Origin of the sequence: Geobacillus sp. FSL K6-3411, from assembly GCF_037965715.1 — a bacterium.
Taxonomy (GTDB): Bacteria; Bacillota; Bacilli; order Bacillales; family Anoxybacillaceae; genus Geobacillus; species Geobacillus thermodenitrificans.
In genome coordinates this window covers 2133273-2155915 of record NZ_CP150187.1, presented here as the reverse complement: position 1 = coordinate 2155915, position 22643 = coordinate 2133273, and the positions used below count along the sequence as shown (strand labels likewise).

22 protein-coding genes and 1 pseudogene are annotated in these 22643 nt (G+C 50.9%); 18 read left to right on the top strand and 5 right to left on the bottom strand.

Going from position 1 to position 22643, the window contains the following annotated elements; genetic code table 11:
- Window positions 1-203: 203 nt before the first annotated feature.
- Entirely contained in the window at window positions 204-503 is a 300-nt protein-coding gene (locus NSQ22_RS10840) for a hypothetical protein (RefSeq protein WP_190300652.1), read from the bottom strand.
- 350 nt (window positions 504-853) lie between these two features.
- Between NSQ22_RS10840 and aroD the strand changes: the two genes are divergently transcribed.
- Together aroD and NSQ22_RS10830 are read left to right on the top strand one after the other, a co-directional pair.
- Complete coding sequence (aroD, locus tag NSQ22_RS10835) at window positions 854-1627, top strand: type I 3-dehydroquinate dehydratase (RefSeq protein WP_087960103.1); 774 nt, start codon at window positions 854-856, stop codon at window positions 1625-1627.
- 62 nt (window positions 1628-1689) lie between these two features.
- The gene (locus tag NSQ22_RS10830; protein WP_087960102.1) at window positions 1690-2256 is read left to right on the top strand and encodes a shikimate kinase; all 567 of its coding nucleotides are present in this window, start codon (window positions 1690-1692) and stop codon (window positions 2254-2256) included.
- A gap of 85 nt (window positions 2257-2341) precedes the next feature.
- On the opposite strand, the gene NSQ22_RS10825 is transcribed toward NSQ22_RS10830, so the two are convergent.
- Both NSQ22_RS10825 and NSQ22_RS10820 read right to left on the bottom strand, forming a co-directional pair.
- A complete protein-coding gene (locus NSQ22_RS10825) occupies window positions 2342-2791 on the bottom strand; it encodes a hypothetical protein (RefSeq protein ID WP_081157574.1) in 450 nt (149 codons plus the stop codon).
- A 260-nt stretch (window positions 2792-3051) separates the two neighbouring features.
- Complete coding sequence (locus NSQ22_RS10820) at window positions 3052-3207, bottom strand: hypothetical protein (protein ID WP_339263436.1); 156 nt, start codon at window positions 3205-3207, stop codon at window positions 3052-3054.
- A 256-nt stretch (window positions 3208-3463) separates the two neighbouring features.
- On the opposite strand from NSQ22_RS10820, the gene NSQ22_RS10815 reads away from it, so the two are divergent.
- From NSQ22_RS10815 to NSQ22_RS10805, 3 genes and pseudogenes are all read left to right on the top strand, one after another.
- Complete coding sequence (locus tag NSQ22_RS10815; protein WP_087959910.1) at window positions 3464-4633, top strand: IS256 family transposase; 1170 nt, start codon at window positions 3464-3466, stop codon at window positions 4631-4633.
- 512 nt (window positions 4634-5145) lie between these two features.
- A pseudogene (locus NSQ22_RS10810) lies at window positions 5146-5822 on the top strand (glycosyltransferase); the annotation flags it as partial.
- A complete protein-coding gene (locus NSQ22_RS10805) occupies window positions 5794-6204 on the top strand; it encodes a GtrA family protein (protein WP_339263434.1) in 411 nt (136 codons plus the stop codon). The pseudogene NSQ22_RS10810 and the gene NSQ22_RS10805, both read left to right, overlap by 29 nt.
- Before the next feature lie 174 nt (window positions 6205-6378).
- Here the strand turns inward: NSQ22_RS10805 and NSQ22_RS10800 are convergent, their stop codons facing one another.
- Both NSQ22_RS10800 and proB read right to left on the bottom strand, forming a co-directional pair.
- Window positions 6379-7623, bottom strand: a complete 1245-nt coding sequence (locus NSQ22_RS10800; protein WP_339263432.1) for a glutamate-5-semialdehyde dehydrogenase — start codon at window positions 7621-7623, stop codon at window positions 6379-6381.
- Complete coding sequence (gene proB, locus NSQ22_RS10795) at window positions 7620-8744, bottom strand: glutamate 5-kinase (RefSeq protein WP_236934169.1); 1125 nt, start codon at window positions 8742-8744, stop codon at window positions 7620-7622. The genes NSQ22_RS10800 and proB overlap by 4 nt, the downstream gene beginning before the upstream one ends.
- Before the next feature lie 517 nt (window positions 8745-9261).
- Between proB and ilvD the strand changes: the two genes are divergently transcribed.
- The 13 genes from ilvD (at window position 9262) to paaX (ending at window position 22630) form a co-directional block, all read left to right on the top strand.
- Window positions 9262-10941, top strand: coding sequence for a dihydroxy-acid dehydratase (ilvD, locus tag NSQ22_RS10790; protein ID WP_029761795.1), 1680 nt, complete (start codon window positions 9262-9264; stop codon window positions 10939-10941).
- A 620-nt stretch (window positions 10942-11561) separates the two neighbouring features.
- Window positions 11562-12893, top strand: a complete 1332-nt coding sequence (gene paaK / locus NSQ22_RS10785; protein ID WP_008880597.1) for a phenylacetate--CoA ligase PaaK — start codon at window positions 11562-11564, stop codon at window positions 12891-12893.
- 110 nt (window positions 12894-13003) lie between these two features.
- A complete protein-coding gene (gene paaA / locus NSQ22_RS10780; RefSeq protein WP_029761796.1) occupies window positions 13004-13972 on the top strand; it encodes a 1,2-phenylacetyl-CoA epoxidase subunit PaaA in 969 nt (322 codons plus the stop codon).
- 7 nt (window positions 13973-13979) lie between these two features.
- Window positions 13980-14339: a 1,2-phenylacetyl-CoA epoxidase subunit PaaB gene (gene paaB / locus NSQ22_RS10775; RefSeq protein ID WP_011887598.1), complete on the top strand. Its 360-nt coding sequence runs from the start codon at window positions 13980-13982 to the stop codon at window positions 14337-14339.
- Window positions 14315-15148 carry a 1,2-phenylacetyl-CoA epoxidase subunit PaaC gene (gene paaC / locus NSQ22_RS10770; protein WP_011887597.1) on the top strand — a complete coding sequence of 278 codons (834 nt, stop codon included), beginning with the start codon at window positions 14315-14317 and terminating at the stop codon, window positions 15146-15148. Before paaB ends, paaC begins: the two co-directional genes overlap by 25 nt.
- Before the next feature lie 162 nt (window positions 15149-15310).
- A complete protein-coding gene (gene paaD / locus NSQ22_RS10765) occupies window positions 15311-15793 on the top strand; it encodes a 1,2-phenylacetyl-CoA epoxidase subunit PaaD (RefSeq protein ID WP_008880601.1) in 483 nt (160 codons plus the stop codon).
- Between the two features lie 16 nt (window positions 15794-15809).
- Window positions 15810-16121 carry an EthD family reductase gene (locus NSQ22_RS10760; protein ID WP_029761798.1) on the top strand — a complete coding sequence of 104 codons (312 nt, stop codon included), beginning with the start codon at window positions 15810-15812 and terminating at the stop codon, window positions 16119-16121.
- Window positions 16114-16890, top strand: coding sequence for an enoyl-CoA hydratase-related protein (locus NSQ22_RS10755; protein ID WP_011887594.1), 777 nt, complete (start codon window positions 16114-16116; stop codon window positions 16888-16890). The genes NSQ22_RS10760 and NSQ22_RS10755 overlap by 8 nt, the downstream gene beginning before the upstream one ends.
- A gap of 12 nt (window positions 16891-16902) precedes the next feature.
- Window positions 16903-17676, top strand: a complete 774-nt coding sequence (locus tag NSQ22_RS10750) for an enoyl-CoA hydratase-related protein (protein ID WP_029761799.1) — start codon at window positions 16903-16905, stop codon at window positions 17674-17676.
- 17 nt (window positions 17677-17693) lie between these two features.
- On the top strand, window positions 17694-19211 hold the full coding sequence (locus tag NSQ22_RS10745) for an aldehyde dehydrogenase family protein (protein ID WP_236934171.1): 1518 nt from the start codon (window positions 17694-17696) through the stop codon (window positions 19209-19211).
- Between the two features lie 191 nt (window positions 19212-19402).
- Complete coding sequence (locus NSQ22_RS10740; protein ID WP_008880606.1) at window positions 19403-20266, top strand: 3-hydroxyacyl-CoA dehydrogenase; 864 nt, start codon at window positions 19403-19405, stop codon at window positions 20264-20266.
- 41 nt (window positions 20267-20307) lie between these two features.
- On the top strand, window positions 20308-21519 hold the full coding sequence (gene pcaF, locus NSQ22_RS10735) for a 3-oxoadipyl-CoA thiolase (RefSeq protein WP_029761801.1): 1212 nt from the start codon (window positions 20308-20310) through the stop codon (window positions 21517-21519).
- A 244-nt stretch (window positions 21520-21763) separates the two neighbouring features.
- Window positions 21764-22630, top strand: coding sequence for a phenylacetic acid degradation operon negative regulatory protein PaaX (gene paaX, locus NSQ22_RS10730; RefSeq protein WP_008880608.1), 867 nt, complete (start codon window positions 21764-21766; stop codon window positions 22628-22630).
- The last annotated feature ends 13 nt before the right edge of the window (window positions 22631-22643 follow it).

The window sequence follows — 22643 nt, the reverse complement described above, 5'->3', positions numbered from 1 at the left end:
GAGAAAGCGTTTTGTGGGTGGTATGAAAACTCGGGAAGAGGAATGGTTGCTGTGTTCCTGGGTTTTTGGCCTAGAACGATGAAAAAGTTGTTGTAGTCACATGAGGAAATGTTTGTCTTTTAGGGAGATAGAGGCTAGCTGATGATGAGAAAGAAAAAGGCGTCCTTGCTCGGTTTTTACGCCGGGAGGAGGACGCTTTTTTGTTAGTGTCCGTTTGATCGTGAAATGTCTGCCTTATTTGCCGGCTCGTCCATCGGCTCAATCGTCTCTAAATCGGTGAGCAGGAAAATATCGCTGAAGATATCGGTGAGCAAAATGATCGCAGCGACGAGAAACGTGTACATAAACGAAGCGGTCACTTCGGTGATCGGCACGACAGTGTCCATGGAATGGTTGCCAAACGTCAAAAGACCGATCCATGTTTCGACAGTCCCTTTAGAAGCGATAAACGTTGGGAGGTTGTAAGCGAGTGATGATATGATAGCTAAAGTGTCGAGAGACATCGAAATGTAAAGAAGGGCGATGTTCGGATTGGTCGTAAAAGAGGCGTCGATGACGGATAAACCGAAGGCTCACAGGAACATTTCGACTATTCGAACATTGCTTAGGAATGATTTTTCAGTTATATTTCTACTAAGAGGTGGGCGGCCGACGAAATGATTTTTGCGATGATCACAAAGCATGAAAATCATTGAATGAAAGAGAAGCAAGAATATTAGATTGGATCAAAGGAGATGGATGTTGCCTTCCAGCTGTTCACCGGAAGGCGGACGGTTTGATTTGTGTGGCTCTGTCTTTTAGACGGCTAGCCGCCGTGTTTGATTTGGCAAAGTCATGAATGGGGGAACGATGGATGGATATTTCAGCGAACATCATCAAAGTTCGAAATGCGGTCATCGGCGGCGATGAGCCATGCCTTTGCGCCCCGGTGGTCGGGGAGGATGTTGGGCAAGTGCTGCGCGAAGCGGAGGAGGTTTGCCGAAAGAAGCCAGATTTGATTGAATGGCGGGCCGATTTTTTTCGCCACATCGGCGATCAGGAGCGTGTGCTGGAGGTAGCAAACGAGCTGCGGCGTGTGGCGGGGGACATCCCGATTTTGTTTACTATCCGTTCGGAGCGGGAAGGAGGACAGCCGATTCCGCTTGATGAAGAGGAAAAGCAGCAAGTAATGAAAGTGGTGTGTGAAAGCGGAGCCGTGGATCTCATTGACTGCGAGCTGGCTTACGGGGAGCGTATCGCCGATGTGCGCCGTACCGCCCATGAATGCGGGGTGCGGCTTATCATTTCAAGCCATCATTTTGACGGTACGCCGTCGAAAGAGATGTTGGTGGACATCATGCGTCGGGCCGAGCAGGGCGGCGCTGACATTGCGAAAGTGGCCGCCATGCCGACGTCTCCGGAAGATGTGCTGGTGTTGCTAGAGGCGACGCAACAGGCGCGGCGCGAGCTTTCCATTCCGCTTATTACGATGTCGATGGGTGGGTTAGGCGCGATGACGCGGCTCGTCGGATGGCTGTTTGGCTCGGCGATTACGTTCGCCGTTGGGAAACAAAGCTCCGCTCCGGGGCAAATTCCGATGGAGGACGTACGGGCGGTGCTGTCGGTATTGCAAAAATATAGCCGTTGATTCGTTGGGTTACATACGGAAAGACAATGAGTTGTTGGTTGAAGGAGAAAGGGGAGTGCACCATGAATAGGCAAACCGCCATCCCGCTCCGCGAGCGAAACATCATTTTAATCGGCTTTATGGGAGCGGGAAAAACGACGATCGGGCAGCTGGTCGCGAAAAAGCTGTATCGCGATTTTATCGATGTCGATGCGGAAATTGAGCGGCGACAAGGGATGTCGATTCCTGAGATATTTGCGCAAAAAGGAGAAGCGTACTTTCGAAAAGTGGAACGGGAACTCATCGTCGATTTATGCACGAATACGAGGCTGAAAATTTTGTCGCTCGGCGGCGGTGCGTATTTGCAGGAGGAGGTGCGACGCGCGTGCCTCGCTCATGGCATCGTCTTTTTTCTTGACTTGTCATGGGATTATTGGAAAGAGGAACGGCTGCCGCTCATTGTCGACAGCCGCCCGGTGTTGAAAAACAAAACGTTGGAAGAGGTGGAGCAGCTGTTTTTCCAGCGGCAGTCGGCTTACGCTCTCCATCATTCCCGCGTGGTCATCAATGAGCTTGAAGCCGAACAAGCGGCCGATCAAATCGTTGAGTCGATCAAATGGATGTGGGATGTGTACGAACCAAACCGATGAAGTGGTGTGTTTGCTCTGTTCAATGTTTATGTTGGCTTTTGAAAAGAAGACAGGAACTCCTTTTTTATGGGGGTTCCTGGATGGTTTAATCCCAGTAGTTAAAGATGATTTCTCCGATGGTTTTCGGTTTCCAGTAGGAAATTTGCTCCAATTCTGCACTGTTCAATCCCGATATCAAATTGGGGTGAATCGGAGCGTTTAGTTCGGCTGATTGCAATACTTGATAAAACGGAGAAAACTGCTCATCAATAACAGGATGGTCGATAAATTGGATGTTTCCACATTCAACTGTCGATGCAACAGCAAGGTAAGGATAATGGGCATTAAGCAATATATACAATGGATCATCGACCATCTGAACTTGCGCATAATAAAAATTGGCTGGATATTGCGAGCTTTTAAAATCAATGACCTTTCCACCGCTGCGAATGGCAACATCAAAACATAATTGCTTGAATGGTTTCCCATCTACTTGAGGAGGAGGGGGATCGACGTTTGCATGATAAAAGCCGGTTATTCCATTAGGGAGTTTCACTCTTGTTCATCGCCTTTCCACACTATATGAAAGCTACACGCACGTTGGCAGAAGATCGATCGTTTAGAGCCAATGATTTTTCACCATACCCTATACAAGAAACTTTGGGGATCGTTGGTTTTGTACGGTCTCTTGCGACAAAGTCTTCTGAATACTTGTTCTTAGGAAAATGATATGAGGAAAAGTATCCACTATCGATAATCTCTTTTAACAGAGACAATATTTCAATAACATGGTTAATAAGAAGGTTGACTATTTTATTATTCTTCTTTCTTCCCCCTAACAATGAAACCAGCAACAAAAATACTTCCAAATCCTACAATTCTCACAATGATATGACCTATATTGTTCATTTGATCAATGGTCAAGGAAGATAAAAAAGCCCAATCAGCATCAATATTATAGCAAAAATCCATCTCAACTTATGAGCTCTCCTTAGTTTTGTCTTTTATTAAGGCTGCGTATATTTTCACTTTGTCATTCCTTAATCGGTATTATTATATCCTATGAGAGTTTCAATAAATTTCGCTCAGTACTATTCAAAAGCAATAAGAGAGGACAAAAGGATGATGTATAAAATTTTGTGTAAAGCATTTTGCTAGACCAAAAGAAAAAAGGTAGGGTATTCTCTGATTTGGACCAAAACATTCCAGAGAAAGGAGAACCCTACCTATGTCTAAAAGAAGTATACCGAATGTAGACTGGGCAAATCAACTGGAAAGTGTTATTCGTCAGTTTGTAAAGGAAAAATTAGAACTGATCATGCGGGAAGAAATTAAAAATTTCCTCGAAATTGAACAGGCTGGAACGTCGAATATGAGAAACGGCTACTATCAGAGAAATCTAGATACGCAATACGGTCGGATTGAAGGTCTTTTGGTCCCTAGAGACCGAAACGGAGAATTTCAAACGCAGCTGTTTGCCCCTTACCAACGCCACACGGGCTGGCTGGAGGAAGCCATCATCAGGATGTACCAAAGTGGCATGAGCACGCGTGAAATTGGCAAGTTTATCGAACGAATTCTAGGAAGCACCTATTCTCCTGCGACGATCAGCCGGATTACCGATGTCGTGAAGGAAGACATCGAGAAATGGCACGCTCGTCCACTACACCAGCGTTATTCGGTCTTATATTTGGACGGCTTGTACGTGAAACTTCGCCGGGATACGGTAGAGAAAGAAGTTATTTATGTGGTATTGGGGGTGAACGAAGAAGGGTATCGTGAAATTCTTGATTTCTTCGTAGGAGGACAAGAAAGCGCCTATGTATGGCAGGAGATTCTCCAACAGCTCTACAAAAGAGGCGTCAAGGAAGTGCTTCTTGGCGTCTTCGATGGCCTTCCGGGGTTGGAGGAAGCCTTTAAGGCGGTGTATCCGAAAGCCGATGTGCAGCGCTGTGTCGTGCACAAAGTCCGCAACACCCTCAGCCGTGTTCGGAAAAAAGATCAATTCGAAATGGCGGAGGACCTGAAACTCATTTATCGTTCTCCGAATAAAGAAATCGCATTGGAGATGTTTCAACAGTTTCAATCCAAATGGTCTCACAAATACCCAAGGGAAGTCCAATCTTGGGCAAATGAGTTGGATGTCCTTCTCACCTTTATGGACTATCCAAGCAGTATTCGAAGTGTGATTTATACGACCAATGCCATCGAACGAACGATCAAGGAGATTCGGAAACGCCTAAAACCGATGAACAGTTTGAGCAGTTTAGAAGCCGCTGAAAAAGTCGTATATTTGACGATACAGGACTTTAACGAGAAATGGGCAGGGCGAAAGTTGCGAGGATTTGCCGAAGCGCATGAAGCCCTTCAACGAATGTTTGAAGAACGTTATCATTAACCAAATACTGTAAATAAACAAAATAGGGGGATTCTCCCTTTCCACACAGGAGACTGAATATTCAGTCTCCTGTGTGGAGAAAATCAGTCCCCTATCAATTCAAATCCATTTCAGAGAAACCCTACCCCATTACATTACACAAAATTCTTGACGGTACCGACAAAAGAGCGAGCTGAATTTCTTATGATGAAAAACGAGTTGACTAACTCGTTTTTTTATTATATTCTGATCAGCTTCTCGCTTCAAAATGATCTATCCTCCAGTGTAAGTATAATTTCGAACGACTAGGTCATTAAATAAAGAAGAAGCACGATCGGCCGCCATAGACTTACAGCTTGGCGGCCGATGGCTTTTATGGGGGAGTTCATTTTTGGTCAGCCCAAACGCGGCGTTGTCATTCGTTTGGAGGGGCGAGCGAGGAAGTCAGCTTTGACGATTTGGGACGCAAGCAGCCGCGTGTTGGTTCGATGCATTCGAACCGCTTGTCTCCCGCTTTTTAGGATCGTGCCTCGCTTGACGAAGCTGTTGTTCGGATTCCTCCTGAATTGGTTTTCGAAATGATCGCCCGTTGGAAAGAAGGATATGATGTCGTTTATGCTCGACGCGTGAAGTGAAAAGGAGAGACACGATTCAAACAATGGACCGCCTCGCCTATATGTTTTATCGCGTATTGCGCTCAGTGACTGAAATTGACATTCTCGTAGATACCGACGATTTTCGCTTGATTGACCGAAAGGTGTGCGATCAGTTAGTCTATATGAAAGAGCGCAGCCGGTTTGTTCGCGGCAAGTTGGCTCGGCCTCCGGCAGACGGCGGTCGAATAGGAGAGAGCCGCGGCTGGTGAGACAAAGGATCCGCTCAAAAAAATGATTCGCTTTTCGCTCAATGGATCACGTCGTTTTCGCACAAACCGCTCAAGCTGGCGAACGTATTTGTGTTTTGGCAGTCGGTGGGAAGTGCCGTCGGCATGATGGTTGTCCTATAATGGTTTACGCATTCAACGGTTGCCGGTTGGGCGTCATTGTTGGTCGTGATGCCTCTTTGCAATGGGGTGATGATGATACTTGGCATCATTAGAAAATAGATGGGGCGAATGAATGAAGAGGGGAAAGAGCGGCCACTTTATGTCATCAACGAAACATGGGGAGTCGGAACGAAACATGAACGAAATGCTTCGTACATTCCGTAAAGAAAAACAAACAGCATGGCGTTTTGCCGTTGTTGGGGCAAGCAATACGATCGTTGACTTTGTTGTCTTTTTTCTGCTCACTGCTGCAGGTGTTCCAGCGGCCGCTGCGCAAGTCGTTTCTTATGGCGCTGGGGTGATAAACAGCTACATTTGGAATCGGCGTTGGACGTTTCAAATGCGGCAAAAGGCGAATATCGGGGAGTTGTTCCGGTTTCTTGTTGTCAACGGCCTATCACTTGGTGTGTCGCTCGTTGTCTTGTTGGTGGCCGAACCGTTCGGGCCGCTTTGGTTCGCGAAAGGTGCGGCCACGATGGCTGGTATGGCGGTCAATTTCATCGGCAGTCGCTGTTGGGTGTTTGTGGAATCGACAAGCGAACGTTGACGGAAAACGGAGCAAACGATAAAAACAATCCGGAAGCCATGTGCGGCCCGGACGTTTTTTGTAGGAAAAACGCTGTTCATTGCTGCGAAAATCCATCAACGGCATGTTGGATCTTTTCGCGATGGTATACATCAAAAGGACGGGGAAGCGGATTGTTCCGCTTCCCCGTCCCGGTCAAACCGTTCGGATTTGCCCCGTCCCGTATACGAGCGATTTCGTTGTGGTGATGGCAACAAGCCCCATCGGTCCGCGCGCGTGCAGCTTTTGCGTGCTGATTCCGATTTCCGCCCCGTAGCCGAACTGTTCACCATCGGTGAAGCGGGTGGATGCGTTATGGTATAACACCGCCGCGTCGACCGCTTGGAAAAAGCGGCGGACATGCGCTTCGTTTTCCGTGATGATCGCTTCGGAATGTTTCGTTCCGTAGCGGTGGATATGTTGAATCGCTTCATCGACATCAGTGACGAGTTTGATCGCTAAAATCGGCGCCAAATATTCTGTATGCCAGTCTTCTTCCGTCGCTTCGGTGACGAACGGATAGGCGGCGGCAAGGCGTCGGTCGCCGCGAAGCTCAACACCGCGAGCATGAAGCGCCTCAAGCAGTTCGCCGACGTACGGCCACCGCTCATGAATGAGCACGGTTTCGATGGCGTTGCAGACAGATGGACGCTGCAATTTAGCGTTTAAGACGATATCGATCGCCATCGATCGTTCGGCCGATTCATCAACGAAAATATGGCAGTTGCCGACACCGGTCTCAAGCACCGGTACGGTGGCATTTTCAACGACCGAGCGAATGAGCCCCGCCCCGCCACGCGGAATGAGGACATCGAGATAATCGTTTAGGCGGAACATGCGCTGGGCTGTTTCCCGGCTCGTGTCTTCGAGCAGCTCAATGGCTGTTTCCGGGATGGCCGTTGTGCGAAGTGCCTCTTTCATGACGCTGACAAGTGCTTTGTTGGAATGAAGCGCTGATGAGCTGCCGCGGAGCAGGACGGCGTTGCCTGTTTTCAGACAAAGGCTGACAGCGTCAACTGTCACGTTCGGGCGCGCTTCATATACCATGCCGATCACCCCAAGCGGCACGCGCACTGTTTGGATGCGAAGGCCGTTTGGCCGCGTCCACTCCTCGATGATTTCTCCAACCGGATCCGGCAATGAGGCGACTTGGCGGACACCGCTGATGATTTGATCGATCCGTTCATTCGTGAGCTGCAGCCGATCAAGCAAAGCCGGTGACAGCCCTTGCGCGCGGCCGGCGGCCATATCCTTTTCGTTTTCCGCTAAAATGACGGCGCGTTTGCGGTCGATGGCTTTGGCGATCTGTTCTAATGCCGCGTTTTTTTCTTCTGTCGACAGCATGGCCAACGTTTGTGACGCCGTTTTCAACCGTTCGGCTTTTTCGAGCAATTCGTTCATCTTTTGACACGCTCCTTTCGCAAAGTAACCCAATTGTCGCGGTGGATGACTTCCGGGCGGTGAAGGTAAGAGTATTGCCGCGCTTCTTCGCTCGGCCGCCCTTTCACTTTTTTCAAATCGGCGGCGGCGTAATATACTTGACCGCGGCCGATGGTAACACCTTTTTCGTTGATGACATCGACGACATCCATCGCATGAAAGTCGCCGGAAACCGCCGTGACGCCGGCCGGCAGCAAACTTTTCCCGCGGTCAAGCAGCGCTTCCTCGGCGCCGCTGTCCACAGTGATTGTGCCGGAAACGGGGGCGTGATAAGCGATCCATTGCTTGCGCATTTGCATCTGTTTCGGAAAAGGAACACCGATGTATGTACCGTCGCCTTTTCCAGCTAAAATATCAGCCAGTTTTTCTTTGCCGCTTCCCGTGCCGATGAAGACGCTGACGCCGAAGGAGAGAGCTTTTTGCGCAGCTAACAGCTTTGAGCGCATGCCACCGGTGCCGACAGTCGAGCCGCTGCCGCCAGCTGAGGCGAGCATCTCGCTCGTAATCTCTGGCAAAAAGGCGTATTTCTTCGCCTGCGGGTTCGTTTTCGGATTGGCGTCGTACAGCCCGTTAATGTCAGTGAGCAAAACGAGCGCATCGGCATGCAAGAAGCCTGCCACAAGCGCTGACAACATATCATTGTCGCCGAACGTCAACTCTTCGACGGAAACGGAGTCGTTTTCGTTAATGATCGGCACGGCGCCGTGTTCGAGTAATGTGGTGATCGTGGCAAACAAGTTGCGAAATCGCTCACGGCTGTAAAAATCGCTGCGCGTCAACAACAACTGGGCGGCGGTGAAGCCGAATTGGGCGAGCTGTGCGCTGTACGCCTGCATCAATAAGCTTTGTCCGACGGCAGCAGCCGCCTGTTTGCCGGCGATCGTCGTCGGCCGCGTTGGGTAGCCTAACGGCCCGAAGCCGGCCGCAACTGCACCGGATGTGATGAGAATGATGTCATGGCCGAGCTGTTTCATATAAGCGATCGCTTGAACATGATCAAGCAGTTTATCATGGCAAAGGCCGCCTTTTGGATCGGTGAGTGAGCTGCTCCCGATTTTCACAACGACGCGCTGCCGTTTCATCGCATTCCCTCCTTTGGATTTTTTCTGTCGTCTATTCCACTGTCTCTTGACCACAACTGGGAAGAGGACAATAAAAAAACGCTTTTCCTCCTCTTTGAAAAGGACGGAAAAGCGTTCCGCGGTACCACCTTTTTTGGCGCACAAAGCGCCCACCTCTAGCCTGTAACGCAGGCATGCGGCTTATGTTTGCATAAGCGGCCGTCTAGGGCAGGTTCAACCGGCTTCCCGCGAGGAACCTTCCAGCCTATGGGTTCCACTCTCTGGCGCGTTCCCTCGGTTTACTAGTCCCGTGCCGTTCTCATTCGTTGATTGTCAAGGATAGGTTCAACAATTTTATAGTTTGTAAGAAATTATGCCCCTAAACGTTGTTGATGTCAAGGGGAGCAGCCTATTTTTACGTTGCCTTACTCTAGACAAAACAATGAAAACGCATTCAGAATAAAGGTAATTGTCAATTTATTAAAAAAAGTGGTACAATACTAGCAACCTATTAATCTGAACGATGGAGGGACTCTTCATGAAAACACGGCGCAGCGACATGATTAAAAAAGGATTCGACCGCGCTCCGCACCGAAGTTTATTGCGAGCGGCTGGCGTGAAAGAAGAAGATTTTGACAAACCGTTTATTGCGGTGGTCAACTCATATATTGACATTATCCCTGGACACGTCCATTTACAAGAGTTTGGAAAAATCGTCAAGGAAGCGATCCGTGAAGCGGGTGGCGTGCCGTTTGAAATGAATACGATCGGCGTTGATGATGGCATCGCGATGGGGCATATCGGGATGCGCTATTCGCTTCCGAGCCGGGAAATTATCGCCGACTCGATTGAAACGGTTGTTTCCGCGCATTGGTTTGACGGTATGGTGTGCATTCCGAACTGCGACAAAATTACGCCAGGAATGATGATGGCAGCGATGCGGCTCAACATCCCGACGATTTTTGTCAGCGGCGGGCCGATGAAAGCCGGCGTAACGAAAGATGGGCGGAAAATTTCACTCTCGTCCGTATTTGAAGGAGTCGGGGCGTATTTAGGCGGCTCGCTCGATGAGAAAGGACTGATGGAACTCGAACAGTACGGCTGTCCGACGTGCGGGTCGTGTTCGGGCATGTTCACGGCCAATTCAATGAACTGTTTGGCCGAAGCGCTCGGGCTCGCCTTACCAGGCAACGGGACGATTTTAGCGGTTGACCCGGCGCGTAAAGAGCTTGTCCGCGAATCGGCGAAACAGCTTATGTATTTGATCGAACATGATATTAAACCGCGCGACATTGTCACGGAAAAAGCAATCGATAACGCGTTCGCGCTCGATATGGCGCTTGGCGGCTCGACGAATACGGTACTACATACGTTGGCCATCGCCAACGAAGCCGGCATTGACTATTCGCTCGAGCGGATTAACGAAGTGGCGTCACGCGTGCCGCATTTAGCGAAGCTCGCTCCGGCATCGGATGTCCATTATATTGAAGACTTGCACGAAGCGGGCGGCGTCTCGGCGGTGCTCAATGAATTGTCGAAAAAAGAAGGCGCACTCCATTTAGACACGCTCACTGTCACCGGTAAAACGCTTGGCGAAAACATTGCCGGCTGTGAAGTGAAAAACTATGATGTCATCCGGCCAATCGATAACCCGTATTCGGAAACGGGCGGGCTCACCATTTTGTTCGGCAACTTAGCACCGGACGGAGCGGTCATTAAAACCGGCGCGGTTCAAGGCGGCATCACGCGCCATGAAGGGCCAGCCATCGTCTTCGATTCGCAGGAAGAAGCTCTTGAAGGCATCGCCAGCGGCAAAATCAAGCCAGGCCATGTCGTCGTCATCCGTTACGAAGGGCCAAAAGGTGGCCCAGGCATGCCGGAAATGCTCGCGCCAACCTCACAAATTGTCGGCATGGGGCTCGGCACAAAAGTGGCGCTTGTCACTGACGGGCGGTTCTCCGGTGCTTCGCGCGGCTTGTCGATCGGGCACGTCTCTCCGGAGGCAGCAGAAGGCGGACCGATCGCGTTCATCGAAGACGGCGATATAATCGAAATCGACACGGTCAAGCGGACGATCAATGTCAAATTGTCTGACGAAGAGCTTGAACGGCGCAAAGCGAACTGGAAAGGCTTTGAGCCGAAAGTAAAAACCGGGTATCTCGCCCGCTACTCGAAGCACGTCACTTCAGCGAGCACAGGGGGGGTTATGAAGCTTTAAGGCAGCAGCGGCTTCCGATGAATGAGCGCCCTGCCGTAAAAGAGAAAGCCTGCCTGGACGAGTGAAAACAGGCAGGCTTTTTCATCATGATATATCGCCCTCGTTTGGTTGGATGGGAAGAAAAAGAGTAAACGAGGTTCCTTTTCCCCGTTGGCTTTTGACTTCGATGGTTCCGCCGTGAGCCTGCACAATTTGCTTCGCAATGTGGTGTATCCACCATTGTGAAGCGAGCGAAAAACCGTTTTTGTCGTCAAATCCTCACGAGGAAGCAAACACTTCTGTTCGATGTCTTGTCTGATGCGCGCTTATTTAGGTAAATATTCCATGAAGAGTGAGAGGAAATATAGCCATGGCTGCGACTTGGTAAAAAACGGGCGTCCCGAAAGAAAAACGGGGCGCTTTTTCTCATTCGACCTACATCACCAATCGATCTTGTTTTGCCTCGGAGGGACAGCTATCTGATCCCATTCCCCGTTCATACAAGAAAAATCATATTGACATTTTATAATATTCATACTATTTTAAAGTTAGGTGTGATATGTAATTTATATAACGTTAATATAACGTTATATATTTTTGTATCTTTGAAAACGCTTTATATTAAGGGGGAGTCAGGAAGGATGATTTTGCATGACATTGAGAGGGCCGAGCGCAGTGAGCTTGAAGGGCTCCAGCTCAGCCGGCTCCGGGCAACGGCGGAACGCGTGTATGAGCGGGTGCCATTTTATCGTGAGCGATTTGACGAAGCAGGAGTGAAACCTGAGGATATCCGGACATTGGATGATGTGCGCAGGCTGCCGTTTACGACAAAAAGCGATTTGCGCGCGCATTATCCGTTCGGTTTGCTAGCAGTTGATCTCACTCAATGCGTCCGTTTGCATGCGTCAAGCGGCACGAGTGGAAAACCGACCGTTGTCGCCTATACAAAGCGTGACATTGATCATTGGGCCGATATTGTAGCGCGGGCGTTGGCGATAGCCGGTGGAAAGCCGGGAGATGTCGTTCACAATGCGTACGGATACGGGTTATTTACCGGCGGGCTCGGGCTTCATTACGGCAGTGAGCGGCTCGGAGCGGTCACTGTTCCTGTTTCTGGCGGCAATACGGAACGGCAAATAATGATTATTGAAGATTTCCGCCCGACCATCATTTGCGGGACACCGTCCTATGTGTTGAACATTGCTGAGCGGATGAAAGAGTTGGGCAAAGATCCGCGGCAAACATCGCTGAAATACGGGATTTTTGGAGCGGAGCCGTGGTCGGAAGAGATGCGGCGCACGCTTGAAGAGACATTTGACATCAAAGCGTGCGACATTTATGGGTTAAGTGAAGTGATTGGCCCTGGGGTGGCTATGGAATGTCATGAAGCGCAAGATGGGCTTCATATCGCCGAAGACCATTTCTTTGTCGAGGTCATTAATCCGAACACACTTGAACCGGTAGGGGAAGGGGAAGAAGGAGAGCTTGTCTTTACGAGTTTGACGAAAGAGGCGTTTCCAGTCATCCGCTATCGGACGGGCGATATTGCTTCGGTGACAAGGGAGCGATGTGCTTGCGGGCGAACAACGGTGCGCATGTCACGGGTGAAGGGACGTGTTGACGATATGATTATCATTCGTGGCGTCAATGTGTTCCCATCAGAAATTGAACACCATCTGCTTCGTGTTTCGGAACTGGCTCCGCACTATCAGCTACACCGGTTCCGCCACGGTCATTTGGAAGCGGTGGAGTTGCACGCGGAAGTGACAGATGATTTTTACAGCCAGATCGGCGGCGATTTACAAAGTGAGCAGGCCGTTGCGCTTGCTCGGCGAGTTCAATCGCTGTTGAAAACACACTGTCTCGTTTCGATTGGTGTTCGTCTCCATCCTCCGAAAACCCTCCCTCGTTCAGAAGGGAAAGCGGTGCGTGTCATCGACCGACGTAAGTTCGAAGCGAAACAATCCGTTTGAATTGAAAGAAAAGTAGAAAAAAAAGATTGCAAAATTATATAACATTAAAATATAATAACGTTAGATAAACGTTATATGATTTTTAATTATATTTAATAGGGGGATGAATGATGGGGACGATCATGACGTTCACTCGTCTGTCTGAGGACGAGAAACATGAACTGTTCATGCGCCGCATCGAAGCGGGGGAGAAAATCGAAGCGGACGATTGGATGCCGGATGAATATCGGATGACGCTCATTAAACTCGTTGCGATGCATGCGGTTAGCGAAATTATGGGAGCGCTTCCGGAAAAGGAATGGGTGCCGAAAGCGCCGACATTGCGGCGAAAGCTAGGCATTATGGCTAAAGTGCAGGACGAAATGGGGCACGGCCAGCTGCTGATTCGGGTGGCGGAAGATTTGATGGCGCCGCTTGGCAAAACGCGGGAAGACATTATCCAAGATTTATTGAACGAGCGGCTGAAGTTCCATAACGTCTTCCATATGCCAGCGCCGACATGGGCGGATGCCGGGTTGATTGGCTGGCTTGTTGATGGAGCGGCGATTATGACGCAGACGAACATGCTTGATGCATCATATGGGCCGTACGCACGGGCGTTGAAGCGCATTTGTGCTGAGGAAGTGTTTCATGCCCAACACGGAGAATCGATCATTTTGGCGCTAGCTGAAGGAACGAAGGAGCAAAAAGACATGCTTCAAGAAGCGCTCAACCGTTGGTGGGAGGCACTTCTCATGTTTTTCGGTCCACCGACGGCAGAAACGACGGGAACATCCAAGCAGGATATTACGATCAAATACCGCATCCGTACAAAAACGAATGAACAATTGCGCCAAGACTACTTTACGAAATACGTGCCGCGCATTTGGGCGCTCGGATTGAAGCTTCCTGACGAGACGATGCATTTTGACAAAACGCAAGGGAAGTGGATTTACCGGCAACCGGATTGGGAGAAATTTAAAGAGATCATCCGCAACAACGGACCGAAATCGCAAGAACGGCTCGAGCTGCGAAGGATTGCGCATAAACAGAACGCGTGGGTGCGTGAAGCGCTCAGCGCTGTACGGACAGTTGGGTGAAAGGGGGATGACCGTGATGGGGAAAGAACAAGGCTTTTACCAAGTGTTCGAAGTGTTCAGCCGCAGAACACCAGAGGCCCCGCTTCAACACCAGTTCAGTCTGCTCGCCCCGAACGAGGAGCTCGCCCTCGTGATGGCGCAAGAAAACTTTATGCGCCGCGAGCCAGTTGCCGACCTTTGGGTGGTGAAGCGGGATTATATCCGGCGGATCAATGAAGAGGAAAAAGTTGCGCTTAAGCGGCTTGACAACAAAGATTATCGGTTAACGAGGGGATATGGGGATTTGAAAAAGCGGTGGCGCAAATACGAGCAAAACGTGTTCGATGAGAAAGAAATTTTATCATGGAAAGGCGAGATTCGGCGATGAGCGAAAAATCGATGTATTTTCATCCCGATGGTCAGGAAGCGCTTGTTGAATTGTTGTTCCAGCTTGCAGATGATGATTTTTTACTTGCGTATCGCGGTTCAGAATGGCTTGGATTGGCACCGCATATTGAGGAAGATATTGCGTTTTCTTCGATCAATCAAGATACGATGGGCCATGCCGCCATGTATTATCAGCTGCTCGAGGAGTTTGGCCTTGGGACGGCTGATGAACTAGCACATGCCCGGCCGGCCACGGAGCGGCGTAACGCCGTGCTCCTTGAACTGCCGAACGGTCCGGGACATTATTTGCGCGAACCCCGCTATGACTGGGCGTTCACTGTCGTCCGCCAATATTTTTACACGCAAGCGAAGCACATCCGTCTCGAGTCACTGAGAAAAAGTGCGTACAAGCCGCTCGCGGAAGTGGCGGCGAAAGTCCAAGTCGAGCTTCACTATCATTTGCTTCATTGGCATACGTGGTTCGTCCAGTTGACAAATGCCCCTGGTGAAGCGCGGACGCGAATGATAAAAGCCATTCAAGACGTAGCCGCCGATTTTGCCGGTGTGTTGACGCTTGGGGCAAGAGGGGCGGAGATGGAGCGATGGGGACTGATCGAAGGGGAAGACGTATTAACGGAAAAAACGATCGCAGCGCTGGCGCCAGCGTTTGCCGAAGTAGGTCTGGAGTGGCCGATGCCGTTTGGTATGAAGCACGGTAACGGCCGCAACGGTGAGCATACGCCGGATTTGGATGACGCGTTGGCGACGCTGTCAGAAGTTTATCGCTCCGTTCCGCAAGCTATATGGTAAGCAGTTGCACTCTGTTTCGCAAAAGACGGTGCCGCCGCTTTCCTGCCCCCCTCGGGTTGGCAGCAAGCACAGCCGGCTGCATGAAAGGCGAAACGGCGCACAATGCCGCCCTTGGCAAGGGGCGGGAAGCATATAGGCAACCGAAACGTGAGAGGGAGAACCATGACAAACGAAGAGGTTTGGAGAGCGTTAGAAACGGTGAAAGATCCGGAAATCGATTCTGTCAGCATTGTTGACCTCGGCATGGTGGAACAAGTTGAGATTCGTGATGACATGGTCTCGATTCATTTGCTGCCGACGTTTCTTGGATGCCCGGCGCTTGACATCATTCGCTCACGGGTGGAGGAAGCGGTGAAGCAGGCGGGGGCACAAGCGGTGACGGTCGAATTTCTGCGCCATCCGCCCTGGACGTCCGACCGAATTAGCGAAGTGGGACGGGAGCGGTTAAAGCAGTTTGGCATTGCTCCGCCGCCGCGGCAAATGGAGCCGGGAGCTTGGCAAGTGGAATGCCCGTATTGTGGGGCGGAACGGACTGTCATGGAAAATCTATTTGGTCCGACAGCTTGCCGCAGCATTTTCTACTGTAGGCAATGCAAAAATCCGTTTGAAGCCATGAAGCCTGTACTGCCTTTAGCAATGGAATAGAAAGGGGATGGTGACGTTGTTTAAAATGATCGCCTTGTACAAACAGCCGAAAGATAAAGAGCAGTTTGATGCTCATTATTACAACACGCATGTGCCGCTGACGGAAAAAATCCCTGGCCTTCGAAAAATCAAGGTCACGAAAATTACAGGGACGCCGATGGGGACGGAAAGTGACTATTATTTGTTATGCGAAATGTATTACGACAACCAAGAGGCGTTCCAAGAGGCGATGAAAACAAAAGAAGCGAAAGCATCAGCAAAAGATGTCATGTCATTTGCCGGGGATCTTGTCACCTTTATGGTTGGTGAGGAAGTGGAACATGAGTGAGTTCGTTTCGATCGCTGTGCGCCAAGAGGGGCCGGTTGGCGTCATTGAACTCGCCCGTCCGAATGTATTGAATGCGCTCAGTCGCCAAATGGTGTCAGAAATTGTTGCGGCGGTCGAATCGTTCGATCGGGATGAAGAAGTGCGCGTCATCGTGCTCACCGGGCGTGGGCGGGCGTTCGCTGCTGGGGCGGATATTCAAGAGATGGCCAACGATGATCCGGTTCGGCTCGAGTGGTTGAACCAATTTGCGGATTGGGATCGCCTTTCGCTTGTAAAAACGCCGATGATCGCTGCCGTCAACGGCTTAGCGCTCGGCGGCGGATTCGAGCTGGCGTTGTCCTGTGATTTGATCATCGCCTCCGCCGCGGCGGAATTCGGTTTTCCAGAGGTTAACCTTGGCGTTATGCCAGGGGCGGGAGGTACGCAGCGGTTGACGAAGCTCATCGGACCGAAACAGGCGCTCGCGTGGTTATGGACGGGGGAGCGCTTATCGGCGAAAGAGGCGCATGCATTGGGTGTCGTCACCCGCGTTGTGAGTCCGGAACTGTTAATGGAAGAGACGATGCGGCTTGCCCGGCGCCTTGCCGAACAGCCGCCGCTAGCCCTTCGCCTTATCAAAGAAGCAGTGCAAAAAGCAGTAGACTATCCGCTCTATGAAGGCATGCAGTTTGAGCGGAAAAACTTCTACCTTTTGTTTGCTTCAGAAGACCAAAAAGAAGGAATGGCGGCGTTTCTTGAAAAACGAAAACCGCAATTCCGTGGGAAATAAGGGGGGCGCCTCATGTACGAGACAATTCGATATGAAGTGGATGGCCAAGTTGCTTGGCTGACGCTCAACCGCCCGGAGCAGCTCAACTCTTTTACGGAACAAATGAACAAGGAAATGACAAAGGCGCTAAAACAGGCCGGAGCAGATCGTGATGTCCGTTGTGTGGTCATCACAGGCGCAGGACGGGCGTTTTGTGCTGGGGAAGATTTGAGCGGCGTAACGGAAGAGATGGATCATGGGGAAGTGCTGCGCACTCGATACGCACCGATGATGAAAGCGCTCCACAGCCTAGAAAAACCGGTTGTCGCCGCGGTGAATGGGGTAGCGGCCGGTGCGGGCATGAGCTTAGCGCTCGCGTGTGATTTCCGTCTTCTCTCGGAAAAAGCGAGTTTCGCCCCGGCATTTATCCATGTGGGACTTGTGCCGGATGCTGGTCACCTGTATTATTTGCCGCGCCTCATTGGGACGGCAAAGGCGCTTGAACTTGCTGTGCTTGGGGAAAAAGTAGCGGCTACGGAAGCCGTCGCGCTCGGACTAGCGACAACCGTCATTCCGCAAGATCGTTGGGAAGAGGAAGTGAGGCAGTTTGCCGAGCGATTGGCTGCTATGCCGACGAAGGCGATTGGACTTGTGAAACGGTTGCTTCACGAAAGTCAAGAAGCGACGTTTGACCGTTACCTCGAACGAGAAGCAGAATGCCAACGCATTGCTGGATTGACGGCAGACCACCGCGAAGGCGTCAAGGCGTTTTTTGAGAAACGGAAACCAATATTCCAGGGAAACTAAGCAAGGGGGAAGAAATGATGGCAACTGTCAAACAAAAGAAAATGGAGCGAATGCCGACGAAACGCGATGTTTATCAGCTGATTATTAACGGCGAGCGGGTGGAAAGTGTTTCAGGAGAAACGTTTGTCGTCACCAATCCGGCGACGGGCGAACCGGTTGCCCGCGTCGCTAAAGGAACGCGTGAGGATGCTGAGCGGGCGGTACAGGCAGCGCGGCAAGCGTTTGACCGCGGGAAATGGCGCCATTTCCCGGTACAAAAACGGGCGCGCATTTTATATCAAATCGCTGCGCTCATGCGTGAACGATTCAATGAATTAGTAGAGTTGGAGATTTTAAATACGGGAAAAGCGTTGTCGGCTGCCCAAGGTCAAGTGATGCAAGCGATTGAAGACTTCGAGTTTTTCGCAGGGGCGATCATCGGCCATCGCGGAGCGGTCAATCCGATGCCTGGGGCGTTTCACAACTATACGGAAAAAGAGCCGGTTGGCGTATGCGCGCAAATTATTCCATGGAACTATCCGCTTATGATGGCAGCATGGAAAATTGCTCCAGCGCTTGCTGCCGGATGTTCTGTCGTCGTCAAACCAGCTTCGTTGACGCCACTCACTTGCCTTGTGCTGGCGGAAATTTGTTATGAAGCTGGGGTGCCGGAAGGTGTCGTCAATGTGGTGACTGGCGCTGGGGCGGAAGTTGGAGACTATTTAGTTGAACATCCGCTTGTCGACAAAGTAGCGTTTACCGGATCGACGCCGGTTGGGAAGGAAATTATGGAGAAGGCGTCGAAAACCCTAAAACGGGTGACACTCGAGTTGGGCGGTAAGTCGCCAAGCCTAGTGTTTGCGGACGCTGATTTGGAGGCTGCTGTCGCTGGTTCGTTGTTCGGAATTTTCTATAACAGCGGTCAGTCTTGTGAGGCGCGGTCCCGCTTGTATGTGCACGAAGACATCTATGATGAATTTATGGAAGCGTTTGTCGCTAAAACGAAGCAGTTGAAACTCGGCAATCCGTTTGATGCCAGCACGCATGTGGGGGCGATTATCAGCCGTGGACAGCTTGAGGTGATTGACGAATATGTACAATCGGCGGTTGCCGACGGAGCGACGATCGCTGCCGGTGGGAAAGAAGCGGTGGTCGCCGGCTTTGAAAATGGTTATTGGTATGAGCCGACAATTTTGACGAACGTAAATCACCAAATGAAAGCGGTTCGCGAAGAAATTTTTGGGCCAGTTGTTGTTGTGATGAAGTTTCGCGATGAGGCCGAGGCGGTTGAACTGGCGAATGACAGCGATTATGGGCTCGCTGCCGCTATCTGGACAAAGGATCATGGGCGTGCTGTTCGCGTCGCCAAACAGCTGCGCTCCGGCATTGTGATGGTGAACAGTCCGTTCTCCGCTTTCCCGGGTACGCCATTTGGCGGTTACAAACAGTCCGGATTTGGGCGTGAGCTGTCTGTCGAAGCGCTTGATTTGTATACTGAGACGAAGAGCGTGCTGTCGTATTACGGGCCGCGTCCGCTCAACCCGTTTGGCGTCTAAGACGACTGCCAACACTGTCATTTGGATGACGTCTTAGTTTATAGAGTGTGCGACAACCGGCGATGGGGTGTGTTTGGCCGTTGGCCGTGCCCCATCGTTGTTGTTGGAAACGGTTCCGCCGTTTGGCGACGAGCATCCGACGACTTGCAGTGTTCACCGCTATACACGTGAAATAGGAGAGGGGGAAGACGATGATCGAACGTCTTGTTGTTGTCGGCAGCGGCGTGATGGGGAGAGGAATTGCTTACGTTGGCGCTGTCGGAGGGTTTCAGACGACGTTGGTTGATGTGAAGCAAGAACAACTAGACAGTGCTCGGAACGAAATCACTTCCATTTTTGAACAAGCGGTCGCTCGAGGAAAATTGACGCCTGGCGCGCGCCAAGAAGCGGAGACGCGTCTTTCGTATTCGCTTGATCTAGTTGCTGCGGTACAGGGAGCTGATTTGGTTATTGAGGCAGTACCGGAAAAGCTAGAGTTGAAAAAACAAGTATTTGAGACAATCGATGCTCATGCGCCGGCATCTTGTTATTTGGCCACCAATACGTCCACGATGAGCCCGACGGAGATCGGCTCGTTTACGAAGCGGCCGGATCGAGTGATCGCCATGCACTTTTTCAACCCGGTGCATAAAATGAAGCTCGTTGAAATTATCCGCGGCTTGGAGACGAGTGATGAGACGGCGCAAGTCGTGAAAGAAGTCGCTGAGCGAATGGGGAAAGAGACCGTTGTTGTCAATGAGTTTCCGGGGTTTGTGACAAGCCGAATCAGCGCGCTTGTCGGTAATGAAGCGTTCTATATGCTTCAAGAAGGAGTGGGTACGCCGGAAGAAATCGATAAAGCCATTAAACTTGGCCTGAATTTTCCAATGGGCCCGTTTGAGCTGGCTGATTTAGTCGGGCTTGATACACGGTTGAACAACTTAAAATATTTGCATGAAAAATTAGGTGAAAAGTATCGCCCAGCGCCGCTGCTTGAACAATACGTGAAGGCCGGCCGTCTTGGCCGCAAAACTGGCCGTGGTGTCTATGATTATACGAATCGAGAAAACGACTGACAAGCCGATCGCTCGGCTACGGTTGGCAAGGGGGAGAAAAGATGGGAAGAGAGGTTGTCATTGTTGATGCTGTGCGCACACCGATCGGCCGCTACAAAGGGGCATTAAAAGAGGTGCGGCCGGACGATTTGGCCGCCGTCGTTATTCGCGCGCTGATCGAGCGGAATCCGAACTTGCCGGTGGAACAAATTGATGACGTCGTCTTCGGTAATGCGAATCAAGCCGGTGAAGACAACCGGAACGTTGCCCGCATGGCCGCACTTTTAGCCGGATTGCCGAAGGAAGTAGCGGGGGTAACGATCAATCGGTTGTGCGGTTCCGGGCTCGATGCTGTTAATTATGCAGCGCGGGCCATTTTCGCCGATGAGGCGGATATTATGATCGCCGGCGGCGTGGAAAGCATGACGCGCGCTCCGTTTGTGATGGCGAAGCCGTCAAGTGATTTTCCACGCGGCAATATCGAAATGTATGATACAACGATCGGCTGGCGCTTTATCAATCCGAAAATGCAGGAAATGTACGGCACCGACAGCATGCCACAAACGGCGGAAAACGTAGCGAAGCGGTTTGGCATTACGCGCGAGGCGCAGGACGAGTTTGCCTATGAGAGCCAAATGAAAGCGAAACGGGCGATGGAAACGAACCGGTTTGCGGATGAATTGGTGCCAGTTGTGTACTATGATCGGAAAGGCAACCAGATTGTTGTCGACAAGGATGAGCATCCGCGCCCGGATACGACGCTTGAGAAGCTGGCAAAACTGCCGCCGCTGTTTGAAAACGGCACGGTGACAGCCGGCAATGCTTCTGGAGTGAACGACGGGGCGGCGGCGCTGTTGTTGATGAGTGCCGATAAAGCGAAAGCGCTCGGCTTGAAGCCGTTAGCCAAATATGTGACGTCAGCCGTCGCCGGCGTTGAACCAGCCGTAATGGGAATCGGTCCGATTTTTGCGACGCGCAAAGCGCTGCGCCGCGCCGGCCTGTCCGTTGATGATATCGGGCTTGTCGAGCTGAACGAAGCGTTCGCTTCGCAAGCGCTCGAGTGCATTCGTCAGCTTGAGCTTGACCGAGAGAAAGTCAACGTCAACGGCGGAGCGATTGCCCTTGGCCATCCGCTTGGGGCGAGTGGTGCCCGCATATTGACGACGTTGATTTATGAAATGCAAAAACGAGGCGTCACCTATGGCTTGGCGACGATGTGCATCGGCGTCGGCCAAGGGATCGCAACGATTGTCAAAAATGCGGACGAACAGTGAGAGCGTTGGGCTAGGGGTTGAGAGATACCTAGTCATGATGAAGGGATGCTTGAGTGTGCCGCTGTTTCCTCAATGCCGGCCATTCGATCATTCCGTCCAATGCCGCCTGTTCGCAACCGTCGGGAGCCGCCTGCCTTCAGCGGTGCGGCTCTTTTTATTCCGCTTTTTTCTCGCCCGACTTGCCACCGTTATAAAAGTTTGTTACGATTATATTTCGAAAACAAGGTAAAGGGAGTCCGTCCAGATGAATACACGCTCGATGATTTTCACGATTTACGGCGACTACATCCGCCATTACGGCGGTGAAATTTGGATCGGGAGCTTAATCCGCCTCCTTCGCGAGTTTGGCCATAATGACCAAGCGGTGCGGGCAGCGGTGTCACGCATGAGCAAACAAGGTTGGATTCGGGCTGAAAAACGCGGCAATAAAAGCTATTACTCACTCACTGAGCGCGGTGTGAAGCGGATGGAAGAGGCGGCGCGCCGCATTTATAAAACGCGGCCCGAGCATTGGGACGGCAAATGGCGCATTCTCATTTATACGATTCCTGAAGACAAGCGGCATTTGCGCGACGAATTGCGAAAGGAGCTTGTTTGGAGCGGGTTTGGCACGATTTCGAACAGCTGTTGGATCTCGCCGAATAATTTGGAGCAGCAAGTGTATGACTTAATTGACAAGTATCATATTCACCCGTACGTTGACTTTTTCCTTGCTGAGTATGATGGGCCGCACATGAACAAACAGCTCGTCGAAAAGTGTTGGAACTTAGAAGAAATCAATCAAAAATATGAGCAGTTTATCGTCACTTATAGTCAAAAATACGTGATTGATAAACATAAAATCGAACGTGGCGAAATGTCAGATGCGGAATGTTTCGTTGAACGGACGAAGCTCGTTCATGAATATCGGAAGTTTTTATTTATCGATCCGGGGTTACCTGAGGAATTGCTGCCAGACGAGTGGATGGGAAGCCATGCCGCTGCCTTGTTCAATGACTACTACCAACAGCTTGCCGCGCCAGCCAGCCGCTTTTTTGAGGCGGTATTTCGAGAAGGAGCGGAGCTTGGCAAAAAGGGAGAACAGGAGAAAGAAAAGGTGTCGTTTGAGTGAATTCGTGGTGCAT